This is a genomic window from Flavobacterium sp. FG139 (assembly GCF_057809695.1).
In genome coordinates, this window is the sequence record NZ_JBMDKL010000003.1 from 218,336 (window position 1) to 231,020 (window position 12,685).

A 12,685-nucleotide genomic window follows, 5' to 3' on the forward strand; every position below is an offset into this window, starting at 1 on the left:
ATTTCGCTTAGGGCTTAGAGCTTAGAGCTTACAGCTATAAATAATGCAATTAAAAAAAATAAACCCTAACCTGCAACAAGCACTCATTGAGAACGAATTAATCGAAGCCAATGAAATGCAACAGGAAACGTTTTCTACTGTAAAAAGTGGCGCTGATGTGGTGATTCAATCGCCAAAAGGAACTGGAAAAACCACTACAATTGTCCTAAATGTGATTCAACGTTTAGAAAAAACCGTAGGTGAAAGTACGCGTGCTTTAATTATTGTAGAAAGTAAAGAAAAAGTACTCCAAATGGAAGAGCTTTTTTTAAAGTACGGAACTTATACCGATTTGAGTATTTTAGGCGTTCATGATAAAGGCGATATTGATTATGATAAAAATGTCATTTCAATGGGATTAGACATTTTAATTGGGACACCTAATCGAATAAACGCTTTGTTTTCGTCGGCAGGTTTCAATATGAATACCATAAAAATGTTTGTTGTAGATGATGCCGATATGCTTTTTAGAAACCGATTTGATGCCACCATCATGCGTCTTTCTGCTAGTATAGAAAAAACACAACGAATCTTTTTCACCTCTGAAATTACAGAAAGAGTTGAAGTCTTAGCCGATAAAATCATGATTGAGCCACTTTTCTTCGAAATGGAAGAAGAATAGGAATCAAAGGAACATTTTTCATCACACAATTTAATACAACTAAAAAATGGGTTTAATAAAAATATTTTCAGGAGAAGAAATCCTAGCCGTAACCTTAAAAGAAAGACTTGAAGAAGTTGCTATAGAGGTAGTAATTCGCAATAACAATCAGGCCAATGTGTTGCCAAGTATTCAAACGGCTAAAGCGGTTGAACTGTTCATCCAAGAAGTCGATTTTGGAAAAGCAAATCCTGTAATTGAAGCTTTTCGATTGAGTTTGTAAGCTTCAAAAGAGATAAAAAGTAGTCGAGATTTAGTTGTAAATTATACAATCTTCAATCGACTGACCAAAATGGAGATAAAGAATCCGAACAACCCAATCAGTCCGAATGAATATTTCAAGTTGGTCAATTCAGCAATGTAACCAATCAAAGGCGGCCCCATTAAAAATCCAAGGAAACTAACGCTGGAAACGATGGTTAAAGCAACACTCGTTGGTACAGTGGTGTTTTTTCCTGCCAAACTATACACCGTTGGAACCACACTAGAAACCCCAATTCCAACCATCATAAAAGCTAGGGTACACGGAATAATATAAGGAAAAGCTACTGCCAGAAACAATCCGATAGAGATCACGCAACCACTAATTTGTAGAATTTTTTGAGCGCCATAACGGTGTACCAATTTATCGCCTACAAATCGACCGCTAGCCATCATGACCATAAAAGAAGTATATCCTAAAATGACCAATGCTCCGGGTGCTTTTACAATTTCTTTAAAATAAACGCCGCTCCAATCAAACATAACACCTTCGCTGGCCATACAGCAAAAGCCAATAACGCCTAACCAAATTAATGCCGAATCGGGTTTAGAAAAGCCTTTCTTTTCTTCTGTGACTTCTTTTTTCGATTTTACACGAATCAAAAACTTATAATTTAAGAATAAAATTACCATAATTACCACTGCCATAATGATAAAATGATGCAGGGTTGAAATGTTGAAGGAAAGCATAATCAATCCTACCAAAGCACCCACAAATCCGGCTAAACTCCACGAACCGTGAAACGATCCCATCAAGGTTTTTTTAAACAAACCTTCGGTATAAACTCCTTGCGTGTTGACGGCAATGTTGCAAAAATTTCCGAACAAACCATAGGCAAATAATCCTAAAGCGAGTTGCCAACCTTCAGTAGCTATACCAAGACTAATTAATCCCAAAACATAAAAAAATAAGGCAATGGCTAAGACTTTATGGCTGCCAAATTTTGTGACAAGTTTGCCCGAAAACGGCATCGCCAATAATTGCCCCACAGGAACTGCAAAAAGAATGCTTCCGAGTTGTCCCTCACTAAGTTGTAAGGCGGTTTTTATGGCCGGAATCCTACTTGCCCATGTTGCAAAACACAATCCCATTCCGAAATACAGTAAGGAAACCGCCCAACGAATGCGATTCATATACGTTAGTTTGGCATGCTTATAACTTTTTTTATACTTTACTTTGGGTAGTATTTTACTCAAAAAACTATAGTCTATTAATGGCATAATCAAGTATTTGATACTACGAAATTACTTTAATTTTACGTTTAGAAAAGTAATTTTAGTATAAAATGTATCGATTTATTCATCCTTTAAAAAATTAGTAATCCTGTAAATAAATCGATAAAAAAACACAGGCTTTTTTCTTAATATTCAAATGGATAAATACCACAATTGCGCTATATTTGCACCTTTCAAAAAATAAATAAATGATTACAGTTAACGACATTGCCGTAGAGTTTGGCGGTACAACTCTTTTTAGTGAAGTAACATTTGCTATTAATGATACTGATAAAATTGCCTTGATGGGTAAAAATGGTGCAGGAAAATCTACATTATTAAAAATAGTTGCTGGAGCGAATAAACCAACTCGAGGTACGATTTCGGCTCCTGGGGATGCAGTAATTGCTTATTTACCGCAACACCTATTGACAGAAGATAACTGTACGGTAATGGAAGAAACCTCTAAAGCTTTTGCAGGTGTTTTGAATATGAAAAAAGAAATCGACGACATCAATGAACAATTGACTATTCGTACCGATTATGAAAGTGACGATTACATGAAATTGATTGAAAAAGTTTCGGAATTATCTGAAAAATATTATTCGATCGAAGAAGTAAATTATGAAGCCGAAGTTGAAAAAATTTTGAAAGGATTAGGATTTGATCGTGAAGATTTTAATCGACCAACCAAAGAATTTTCAGGTGGATGGAGAATGCGAATCGAATTAGCCAAAATTCTTTTAACCAAACCCGACTTGATTCTTTTGGATGAGCCAACCAATCACTTGGATATGGATAGTATTGAATGGTTAGAGGATTTCTTGATTAACCAAGCCAAAGCGGTTATGGTGATTTCTCACGACAGAGCTTTTGTAGACAATATTACCAACAGAACTATTGAAGTAACCATGGGAAGAATTTACGATTACAAAGCTAAATATTCTCATTATTTAGAATTGCGAAAAGATCGAAGAATTCATCAGCAAAAAGCCTATGAAGAACAACAAAAATTTATAGCCGATAATCAAGCGTTTATCGAACGTTTTAGAGGGACTTTTTCAAAAACAGAACAAGTACAATCGCGTGTTAGAATGTTGGAAAAAATTGTTCCAATTGAGGTGGATGAAATTGATAATTCGGCTTTGAAGTTAAAATTCCCACCATCTGTTCGTTCGGGACAATACCCAGTAATTGTTAAAGATTTAGAGAAATCGTATGGTGATAAATTGATTTTTAAAGAGGCTAATATTGTAATCGAACGCGGCGATAAAGTAGCCTTTGTGGGTAAAAATGGAGAAGGAAAATCGACCATGATTAAAGCCATTATGAAAGAAATCGAAATTAATGGCGGTTCTGTAGAGGTTGGTCACAATGCTCAAATTGGTTATTTTGCTCAAAATCAAGCAGCGCAATTGGATGAGAATGCTACGATTTTTGAAACTATTGACAGAATTGCGGTTGGCGATGTTCGTACACAAATTAAAAATATTTTGGGTGCTTTTATGTTCCAAGGTGACGATATCCAAAAGAAAGTGAAAGTGCTTTCGGGTGGTGAAAAGACGCGTCTAGCCATGATAAAATTATTGTTGGAACCCGTAAACTTGCTAATTCTAGATGAGCCTTCCAACCATTTGGACATGAAAACCAAAGACATTATCAAAGATGCCTTGCGCGATTTTGACGGAACCTTAATCTTAGTGTCTCACGACCGTGATTTCTTGGATGGATTGGCAACCAAAGTTTTTGAGTTTGGAAACAAACGCGTGAAAGAACATTTTGAAGACATCAAAGGATTCTTAGCTCATAAAAAAATGGAATCGCTACGAGAAATAGAGAAATAATTTTTTTGCAAATACAACCAAACCCGACACATTCTAAGAACGTATCGGGTTTTTTTAATTAACCAATTTAATCTAACTATTTATTTTACGTTTTCCACTAATCGAATGAATTCGGCTCTATAGCCTTCTGAATCATTAGCCAACCCTTCTTTGGCAAGAGCAATGATATCCAATGATGATTTGTTAGTCACTAATTTAGAGTCTCTTAATTTCAATCCGAACCACGCTACTGCAGCACAAAATTTGAAATCAGATGATGCCCCAGTAAACTCTACTGCGGTATTGTTAATTACCTGCACCATTTCGATACTTTTTTCGCCGTCTGGTTTTTTATAACGGAATTTAACGGTAGCTAATTCGTCTTTAAAAACGGTTTGAGAAGGTTCCGTTTTAGTATATTTCAAATCGGATGGCGCGGTGTATAAATCGGTTTTCACGCCAGTAGGAATGATTTCATATAACGCTGTTACGGTGTGTCCGCTACCCAATTCACCAGCATCAATAGCGTCATTTTTAAAATCTTCTGGACGTAATTTTCGGTTTTCATACCCAATTAAACGGTAGGCTTGCACTTGATTTGGATTGAATTCAATTTGAATTTTTACATCTTTAGCAATGGCAAACATCGAACCTTTGAATTCTTTTCCCAAAAAGCGATTGGCTTCTTGCATGTTGTCGATATACGCATAATTTCCATTTCCTTTATCGGCTAAAACTTCCATTTTGCTGTCTTTGTAATTGCCCATTCCGTAACCCAAACAGGTTAAAAATACACCTGATTTTCTTTTCTCTTCAATTAACGTTTGCATATCAGTATTCGAGGAAGCACCCACATTAAAATCGCCGTCAGTAGCTAAAATCACACGGTTATTACCACCTTGAATAAAATTTTCTTGAGCTATTTTGTATGCCAGTTCAATTCCGGCTCCACCAGCGGTGCTGCCACCAGCCTCTAGTTTGTCTAGCGCTTTGATGATTTTTTCTTTATTATCGCCAGTTGTAGATGGCAATACTACTCCAGCTGCACCAGCATATACCACCATTGAAATTTTATCTTCTTTTCTAAATTGTTCCACCAATATTTTTAATGATTGTTTTAAAAGTGGCAATTTATTGGCATCGCTCATTGAGCCTGAAACATCTATTAAAAAAACCAAATTGGAAGCCGGTAAATCTTTTGTCTCAATGTTTTTACCTTGCAAACCAATGCGAACCATTTTGTGATTAGCATTCCATGGACAGCTACTGTATTCGGTTGTGATTCCAAACGGATGTTCGTTTTGAGGTTGTGGGTAAGTATATTTAAAGAAATTTACCATTTCTTCAACCCGTACAGCATCTTTTGGAACCGTTTGCCCGTTGTTGATGAAGCGTCTCACATTGGTATAAGAGGCATTGTCAACATCAATAGAGAAGGTTGAAAGTGGAGCACTTTTCGGACTTTCGAATTGATTTTCTACAAAACTTTCATACTCGTCTTGATCAATTTCAATTTTTGTTGATTGTGGTGCTATAGGTTCAATTTTTTTTGGTTCAGCAACGGGTTGAACCGTTACAGCGTTATTGTCTTCCTCTGTATCATCTGCTTCATTTTGAACTTCCTCTTCTTCTTCCTCAACCTGACTCTTGTTGTTATACCCTTTTTTTGTAGTAACAATAATAACCCCATTTACGCCTTGAGCGCCATAAAGAGCTGCACCTTGGGCGCCTTTGATTACATTTACATTATCTACTATATTTGGTGGTAATTGGTCTAGCGTAGTGGCATCTGAAATTACATTATCAATTACAATTAAGGCTTGATTGTTACCTGTAATAGATCGGTTGCCTCTCAAAACAATACGATTTTCAGCATTGACACCATTGCTAACCGTATTTATTTGTAAACCAGAAACTTTTCCGGTTAACGAGCCCACTACACTTGGATTAGCGGATTGAGTCAACTCTTTATTACTAATTATTTTTTGGGAAGAAGTAACCGAGTTTTTGGTACGTTTAATTCCCATAGCACTTACCACAACAACTTCGTCAAGCATGTTGGTATTCTTATCGGCTACATAACCCATTTGCGTCGTTGGAGCTGATGTGGGACGTTTTTTGAAATTTGCATCAACAATATAGTTCTCTTTTTTGCTAGAACCAACTGTAACTAATTCTTGTTTTACATTGGCTACAGGAAGTAGAATAACATCGATTACAGAAGCACTTCCGACGGTTTCCATTTTGGTAGTATAGCCCACATATTGGAAGACTAAAACAGCACCAACTTGCGCATGGATGGTGTATTTTCCGTTTATATCGGTTAAGGTACTTTTAGTAGTTCCTTTGATCACTACATTAACAGCAGGAAGCGGTAGTGTACCATCAGAGACTAACCCAGTGATGGTTTTTTCTTGCCCAAATGTTACGAAACATATAAGCATAGTAAGGGCTGATGAAATAAGTTTGATACTTTTCATAATTTAAAAATTAAGGTTAAACGAAATGTGAAATGCTGTTGTAACTACGGTTTTTCTAACTGTTCTTTAGTGATTACAGTGCCGCGTTCTATATTTTTTCTGGGATGTGGAGTATATGGAAGTGTTTCTTCGAGTTTTATATCTTCAAGTAATTTTACATCAATTGTGGTTTGGTTTCCTACCACAATCTCTTGTGTTTTCATTCCTACATAACTAATAACAAGTGTGTCTTTCGCATTTACTTTTAGAAGGTACTTGCCATCAAGATCTGTTTGAATTCCTTTTTTAGAATTCTTTATTAAAACTGAAGCTCCTGGCAAAGGTTGTTGACCTTCACTCACGATACCCGAGATGGTTTTCTCTTGGCCAAATGACACGTAACCTATAAGCATAGTTAGGGCTAATGAAATAAGTTGGATACTTTTCATTGTGATGTTTTTTTTTTAATTTGTTAGTAAAGAAATTATTATTTTTTCTCGAAAGGCTTTCCGTCTTTGGTCGCAATAATTACAACGCCATTCTTGCCTTTTTCGCCATAGATAGTTGCTGCTTTTTCGGGTTGAATAATGGAAATGGTTTCAATTTTTTGTTTGTTTAAAGGCGAATACGGACTGGTAGGATTAGGACCAAATAATTCTTGTTCGGTGTAATATGCGCCGTTGATAATGTACAACGGATTTGGCAGTTCTAAGATAGAATCAACTTCTTCGTTATCAAGATTAGAAAGTTCTTTTTTGTATACTTCACCGTCAACTACCGTTAAGGGTTCTAGTTTTTTATCGGCTTCTTTAAAGTCTTTTACCGTTACCGAATATCCAATTCTATTGGCATCTTCTTGTACAACACCTCTGGAATTAAATTTTCTACCCGTTAGTAGAGCACCTGAATTACTAGCGGAAGCTGTATTGTTATAACTCTTGTTGGATATAATACTTGGTGTGTTTTCTTCTAATTTGTCATAAACGATTTCTGCGTCACGGTCTGTTGCTCCAACAGCAGTATTATTGGTTATTGTTTTAGATAATATGCTGTCGACGTCTTTTTTAATAATCGGATTAGCATTCACAATTGCGGTAGTGTCTTGAAGAAGTTTTGGCGTGATTAATTGTTTCTCAGGACTTGAATTTACTACGTTGTTTGGCTGATTTTCAACTTTTTCATTTGTTTTTAAAAACTGATATCCAATAGAAAGCACAACTACAACAGCAGCGGCTGCCAACAATACTTTCCATTTAGCATTGTTCTTGTTTTCAATTTTAGTATCCAATTTAGCATCGAGGCGCGACCAAACTTTTTCCATTCCCGGAAATTCCTTGGTTTCTGCGTTTTCTGCGGCAGATTTGATTTTGTTAAATAAAGTATCTTGATTGTCCATGACTTATTGTACTTTTTGATAATAATGATTGTTGACTAATTCTTTCAATTTGGTTTTAGCCACATTCAACTGTGATTTAGAGGTTCCTTCTGATATTTGAAGCATGCTGGCTATTTCTTTATGGCCATATCCTTCAATCACAAAAAGATTAAAAATTGTTTTGCACCCTTCCGGAATAAAATTGAGCAAATTCAGTAAATCTTCTTCTTCCAAATGGGTTTCTGGCAAACTCTCAGGTTGCAGTTGTAATTTGGTATCTTCCAAATAAATATTGAAATTGACATTGCGTTTCAATTGATGAAGGCATTGATTTACCGTAATTTTTCTAGCCCAAGCTTCAAAAGCACCAAGTTCTTTTAATTGTTCCATTTTGGTGAAAATGGTATAAAATGCATCGGCCAATACTTCTTCTATTTCTTCTTCTTTTTTTAGATAGCGTTTGCAGGTGCGATACAACTTTGGCGCCATGTATTCATACACTTGCCTTTGCGCATCTCGCTGCATCTTTCTACACGCTATTAGTATTTGTTCGTTTATCACAAGTAAGGTCTTTATTGTAAAGAGCGCATTTAGATCAAAAAGGTTGGGACGTTTTTAAAAAAGTTTTTATTTTTTATTGTAACCCATTGATTTTAAAGCTATTTTTTTAAAATTAATTTGTAAATAGTAGATTCTAAAATTTCGGTATCCGCATCTTCACAGAGTAAAAATGTGATGGAGTCGGTTGTTTCTTCAAAAACGGTCAGTCCTTCAAATTTATGTGAATCACTTATTTTCTCTGTAAAATCGAGTTTCATGGTTTTTAAGTCGATTCGGCCAATAACGCTTCCCAAAACTTCTCCGTCATCATAAGTAGACTCGGTATTTTCGGCAGTGGCTAAGAAATAGATTTTGTCATTAACCAAAATACCATCCGTAAAACTGGTGCGAATTCCTTTAATTTTAGGTAGTTTGTAGATGTTGGATAAGATTCGGAATTCGGTAGTTAAATTTTTTGCATCTACAGTAAAAATTACATTTTTGTTGGATTTACCGTTGCCACGATTGAAAAAGAACCAGCTTTCGCCATTATAAATAGCGCCTTCCAAATTGAAGTCTTCGGGTTTTATTTCGCCAAAAGATTGCATAGAAAGGTACAAATCGGATAAATCATTTTTAGAAATGACTTTTTTTGAAGTGGCATTTACTTGTAGCATGGTGTTTCTTTTTTCGGTAGAACCAGAACCAAAAATGTAAATACTATCTTTGAATTGCGTTAGGGCTTCAAAATCGGGTTTGCTGATTTTAGCCACATTTTCTTGCGGATTTTCAGTCAAAGGATGTCGGTCCAATTGCTTAGCGTCCATGTGGTATTCATATAAATAGGTACTGTTATCACCAATGGCTAAAATGGTATTGTTGTGGTATACCAAACCAGAAGCCGAACCCAGTCCGATAATTTTAAAAAGTAGTGAAAGTTGAATTTTTTCCATGAAAAGGCGTGTCAAGATTATAGTATTAGCCCAGATAGCAGTGGAAATCCTTTTCTTTTTTTCTTTAAAAAAGAAAAGATTGCAACGAATAGCTGGATTAGCTCCTCAAAAATACTATTTTTACTCATATAAATGAATTTGTTATGAAATCAATTAATCCGGATGATTTTAAAGTTGTTGAAGGCATCGAATTGTCTAAAATTCCTACTCAATTAGCGTTGAACGTTGATGATGAGACCAAAAAAGAAAAATTATTAAAGGTGCAACGCAAGTTGAGCAAAAAGCAAGACGCGATGTATGCCCACAACAAATATGCTTTTTTAATTTGTTTGCAAGGCATGGATACCAGTGGAAAAGACAGTTTGATTCGGGAAGTTTTTAAAGAATTCAATCCGCGAGGCGTTGTGGTTGAAAGTTTTAAAACACCATCAGCACACGAGTTGGAACACGATTTTTTGTGGCGTCATTATGTGGCGTTGCCCGAAAAAGGGAAATTTTCGGTATTCAATCGAACGCATTATGAAAACGTATTGGTTACGAGAGTGCATCCCGAATACATTTTGTTTGAAAATTTACCAGGCATTAACAAAGTAGAAGACATCACCGAAGCGTTTTGGGAAGATCGATTTGAAAGTATCAATCATTTTGAAAAACATATAGCACAAAACGGAACCATAGTCTTGAAATTTTACATGCATTTAAGCAAAGAGGAGCAAAGAAAACGCTTGCTGAACCGATTGGAAAATGCAGAAGACAACTGGAAATTTTCGTTAGGTGATTTGAAAGAGCGCGAGCATTGGGACGAATACATGAAGTATTATGAAGAGGCTATTAATAAAACGTCTAAAGCTCATGCACCTTGGTATGTTATTCCGGCCGACGATAAAGAAATGTCACGTTATATTGTTGCCAAAATTATTTGGGAAGCAATGCAAAAACTAACCGATATAAAAGAACCCGAGTTGGATCCGAAAGTGAAAGCAAATATTGAAACTTACAAAAATCAATTGCAATAACAATAGCAAAAATTAAATGAGATTATCTTTTAATTTATGGAGTTTTGCAATTGATATTGAATTTTGCCATTGAATTCCCTATTTTTGCCCATTCAAAAAAGTAACGTGAATTTATCCCAATACACCAAAGAATTTCGATACAATATGCAATTGGCTTATCCAGTAATTTTGGGTATGCTTGGTCACACCTTGATTGGAATTGTAGATAATATTATGGTGGGTAAATTAGGTTCTACCGAATTAGCCGCAGTTTCGTTGGGTAACAGTATGATCTTTATTGCGTTGTCACTTGGAATTGGATTTTCTACAGCCATAACACCCATTGTAGGTGAAGCCGATGCGGAGAAAGATACTAGCAAAATTCGATTGGCATTTCATAACGGATTGTTTTTGTGTGTGATTCTCGGATTTACACTTTTTGGGTTGATTGTTTTGGGAAAACCATTAATGGAATTGCTACACCAACCCGAGGAAGTTATTGTTTTAGCCAAACCCTATTTGGATTGGGTTGGATTTTCGTTGGTTCCGTTGATAATTTATCAAGGATATAAGCAATTTGCCGACGGTCTTTCTATGACTAAATACTCTATGTATGCTATTGTTATGGCGAATATTGTTCACGTAATCATCAATTATTGTTTGATTTATGGCGTTTGGATTTTTCCTAAAATGGGAATTCTCGGCGCGGCATTAGGAACCGTTATTTCTAGAATTGCCATGGTGGTTTTTATGCATGTTATTTTATCAAAACAAGAACAGTTGAAACAGTATTTTCACAATTTTAGTTTTGACGAAATAAAAAAAGAAACTATTGCTAAAATTGTCAATTTAGGCGTACCTTCGGCATTGCAAATGTTGTTTGAAGTGGTTTTGTTTACTGCCGGAATTTGGCTTTGCGGTAACATCGGAAAAACCAGCCAAGCCGCCAATCAAATAGCACTGAGTTTGGCTTCTATGACGTTTATGTTTGCCATGGGATTGAGCGTTGTTTCGATGATTCGAGTGAGTAATCAAAAGGGTTTGCAAGATTATAAGAAGTTGGTTGTTATTGCTCGCTCTATTTTTTTATTAGCCATACTGATTGAAATTGTATTTGCCTTATTGTTTGTGATTTTTCATCAAATTGTGCCACCGTTGTTTTTAGATATGGGCGATGCGAATCAGTTGATCGACAATCAAGAAGTTGTAGTTATTGCGGCCAAATTACTTATAGTAGCAGCTGTATTTCAAATTTCTGACGGAATTCAAGTGGTCGTTTTAGGAGCCTTACGCGGACTTCAAGATGTGAAAATTCCTATGTATATTACTTTTGTGGCCTATTGGATAATTGGTTTTCCAATATCGTATTACTTAGGTAAATATACTGATTTAAAAGCAGTTGGTGTATGGATTGGATTGTTAGCCGGATTAACCGCTGCTGCAATTTTTTTGTATATTCGTTTTCATTTTTTGACAAAAACATTACTTTTGAAAGACAGTTTAAAAATAACCCCAGATGATAAAATTATATAGAGGAGAGGAGTTTAGACAAATTAAGATTGATTATCCTTTAAAATTTAAATATGCTGTTTCTAATCAAGGAAGAATTATCAGTTATACTGAAGATTTCCTAGATGGAACGGAGCTTAAAGGAGGCATGGTTGAAGGCTTTAGAGTTTTTAGTTACATCATGATGGTAAATGGTGTCAGAAAAAGCAAGTCGCTTTTGATTTACAAATTAGTAGCCGAACTCTTTATACCAAATGATAACCCAGAGCGCACTATGGTTTTGCATTTAGATTACAACAAAACCAATGATGTAGTAGAAAACCTGAGATGGGCCACACGCAAAGAGCAAGTCGAGTTTCAATGTAAAAATCCGGCCGTAATTGCTGGCAAATTGAAAACCATCGAATTTAACAAGAAAGCAGACGGTCGAAAGCTAACTTCCACTCAAGTGATTCGCATCAAAAAAATGCTTGAAAGAAAAGATAATAAAACACGTTTGGTAATGATTGCTAAGCAATTTAATATTACAACCCAACAATTATACCGTATTCGAACAGGTGAGAATTGGGGACACATTAAAATATAAATAATTTCAAAATCCTATTATGCAATTACCAAAATTTGTATTGGCAGACAACTCCGATTTTCCTGAAGATATTTTTGTTATTCACCTAGATTTTCCTCGTTTCATCATCAACTTAAAAGATGATGAAGTCGAATTTTTAGAAGATTTGGAAGGTGAAGACGAAACCGAATTGGAATCTGAAATGGAACATTTAATTATACTTGCCGGAGAATTCTACGATAAGGAGATGGAAGCCTACGAAGAATAATTTTAAATTTACTCAGAATTAT

At 35.5% G+C, this 12,685-nt stretch carries 13 protein-coding genes; 7 read left to right on the top strand and 6 right to left on the bottom strand.

The window, feature by feature from the left end; genetic code table 11:
- Nucleotides 1-43 precede the first annotated feature (43 nt).
- Both ACODSI_RS03895 and ACODSI_RS03900 read left to right on the top strand, forming a co-directional pair.
- Nucleotides 44-661 carry a DEAD/DEAH box helicase gene (locus tag ACODSI_RS03895; protein ID WP_488915535.1) on the top strand — a complete coding sequence of 206 codons (618 nt, stop codon included), beginning with the start codon at nt 44-46 and terminating at the stop codon, nt 659-661.
- A gap of 46 nt (nt 662-707) precedes the next feature.
- A complete protein-coding gene (locus ACODSI_RS03900) occupies nt 708-923 on the top strand; it encodes a DUF2007 domain-containing protein (RefSeq protein ID WP_488915536.1) in 216 nt (71 codons plus the stop codon).
- Nucleotides 924-964: 41 nt separating this feature from the next.
- Here the strand turns inward: ACODSI_RS03900 and ACODSI_RS03905 are convergent, their stop codons facing one another.
- Nucleotides 965-2,182 (bottom strand): MFS transporter, encoded by a 1,218-nt coding sequence (locus tag ACODSI_RS03905; protein ID WP_488915537.1) that lies wholly within the window; start codon nt 2,180-2,182, stop codon nt 965-967.
- 203 nt (nt 2,183-2,385) lie between these two features.
- On the opposite strand from ACODSI_RS03905, the gene ACODSI_RS03910 reads away from it, so the two are divergent.
- A complete protein-coding gene (locus ACODSI_RS03910; protein WP_488915538.1) occupies nt 2,386-4,020 on the top strand; it encodes an ABC-F family ATP-binding cassette domain-containing protein in 1,635 nt (544 codons plus the stop codon).
- An 80-nt stretch (nt 4,021-4,100) separates the two neighbouring features.
- Here ACODSI_RS03910 and ACODSI_RS03915 read toward each other — a convergent pair whose 3' ends face one another.
- From ACODSI_RS03915 to ACODSI_RS03935, 5 genes are all read right to left on the bottom strand, one after another.
- Nucleotides 4,101-6,479, bottom strand: coding sequence for a vWA domain-containing protein (locus tag ACODSI_RS03915; RefSeq protein WP_488915539.1), 2,379 nt, complete (start codon nt 6,477-6,479; stop codon nt 4,101-4,103).
- Nucleotides 6,480-6,523: 44 nt separating this feature from the next.
- Nucleotides 6,524-6,871 (bottom strand): carboxypeptidase-like regulatory domain-containing protein, encoded by a 348-nt coding sequence (locus ACODSI_RS03920; protein ID WP_488915540.1) that lies wholly within the window; start codon nt 6,869-6,871, stop codon nt 6,524-6,526.
- A 74-nt stretch (nt 6,872-6,945) separates the two neighbouring features.
- Nucleotides 6,946-7,854, bottom strand: coding sequence for a hypothetical protein (locus ACODSI_RS03925; RefSeq protein ID WP_488915541.1), 909 nt, complete (start codon nt 7,852-7,854; stop codon nt 6,946-6,948).
- A gap of 3 nt (nt 7,855-7,857) precedes the next feature.
- The gene (locus tag ACODSI_RS03930) at nt 7,858-8,358 is read right to left on the bottom strand and encodes an RNA polymerase sigma factor (protein ID WP_488915542.1); all 501 of its coding nucleotides are present in this window, start codon (nt 8,356-8,358) and stop codon (nt 7,858-7,860) included.
- A gap of 134 nt (nt 8,359-8,492) precedes the next feature.
- Nucleotides 8,493-9,326: a DUF6929 family protein gene (locus tag ACODSI_RS03935; RefSeq protein ID WP_488915543.1), complete on the bottom strand. Its 834-nt coding sequence runs from the start codon at nt 9,324-9,326 to the stop codon at nt 8,493-8,495.
- Nucleotides 9,327-9,469: 143 nt separating this feature from the next.
- Between ACODSI_RS03935 and ACODSI_RS03940 the strand changes: the two genes are divergently transcribed.
- The 4 genes from ACODSI_RS03940 (at nt 9,470) to ACODSI_RS03955 (ending at nt 12,663) form a co-directional block, all read left to right on the top strand.
- Nucleotides 9,470-10,342, top strand: a complete 873-nt coding sequence (locus tag ACODSI_RS03940; RefSeq protein WP_488915544.1) for a PPK2 family polyphosphate kinase — start codon at nt 9,470-9,472, stop codon at nt 10,340-10,342.
- A gap of 105 nt (nt 10,343-10,447) precedes the next feature.
- Nucleotides 10,448-11,854: an MATE family efflux transporter gene (locus ACODSI_RS03945; RefSeq protein ID WP_488915545.1), complete on the top strand. Its 1,407-nt coding sequence runs from the start codon at nt 10,448-10,450 to the stop codon at nt 11,852-11,854.
- A complete protein-coding gene (locus ACODSI_RS03950; RefSeq protein WP_488915546.1) occupies nt 11,838-12,416 on the top strand; it encodes an NUMOD4 domain-containing protein in 579 nt (192 codons plus the stop codon). The genes ACODSI_RS03945 and ACODSI_RS03950 overlap by 17 nt, the downstream gene beginning before the upstream one ends.
- 19 nt (nt 12,417-12,435) lie before the next feature.
- Complete coding sequence (locus ACODSI_RS03955) at nt 12,436-12,663, top strand: hypothetical protein (protein WP_488915547.1); 228 nt, start codon at nt 12,436-12,438, stop codon at nt 12,661-12,663.
- Nucleotides 12,664-12,685 lie beyond the last annotated feature (22 nt).

Bases quoted from the DNA above. Each gene is read 5' to 3' on its own strand.
- ACODSI_RS03895 (WP_488915535.1), top strand. From the start codon at position 44: ATGCAATTAAAAAAAATAAACCCTAACCTGCAACAAGCACTCATTGAG.
- ACODSI_RS03900 (WP_488915536.1), top strand. From the start codon at position 708: ATGGGTTTAATAAAAATATTTTCAGGAGAAGAAATCCTAGCCGTAACC.
- ACODSI_RS03905 (WP_488915537.1), bottom strand. From the start codon at position 2,182: ATGCCATTAATAGACTATAGTTTTTTGAGTAAAATACTACCCAAAGTA.
- ACODSI_RS03910 (WP_488915538.1), top strand. From the start codon at position 2,386: ATGATTACAGTTAACGACATTGCCGTAGAGTTTGGCGGTACAACTCTT.
- ACODSI_RS03915 (WP_488915539.1), bottom strand. From the start codon at position 6,479: ATGAAAAGTATCAAACTTATTTCATCAGCCCTTACTATGCTTATATGT.
- ACODSI_RS03920 (WP_488915540.1), bottom strand. From the start codon at position 6,871: ATGCTTATAGGTTACGTGTCATTTGGCCAAGAGAAAACCATCTCGGGT.
- ACODSI_RS03925 (WP_488915541.1), bottom strand. From the start codon at position 7,854: ATGGACAATCAAGATACTTTATTTAACAAAATCAAATCTGCCGCAGAA.
- ACODSI_RS03930 (WP_488915542.1), bottom strand. From the start codon at position 8,358: ATGCAGCGAGATGCGCAAAGGCAAGTGTATGAATACATGGCGCCAAAG.
- ACODSI_RS03935 (WP_488915543.1), bottom strand. From the start codon at position 9,326: ATGGAAAAAATTCAACTTTCACTACTTTTTAAAATTATCGGACTGGGT.
- ACODSI_RS03940 (WP_488915544.1), top strand. From the start codon at position 9,470: ATGAAATCAATTAATCCGGATGATTTTAAAGTTGTTGAAGGCATCGAA.
- ACODSI_RS03950 (WP_488915546.1), top strand. From the start codon at position 11,838: ATGATAAAATTATATAGAGGAGAGGAGTTTAGACAAATTAAGATTGAT.
- ACODSI_RS03955 (WP_488915547.1), top strand. From the start codon at position 12,436: ATGCAATTACCAAAATTTGTATTGGCAGACAACTCCGATTTTCCTGAA.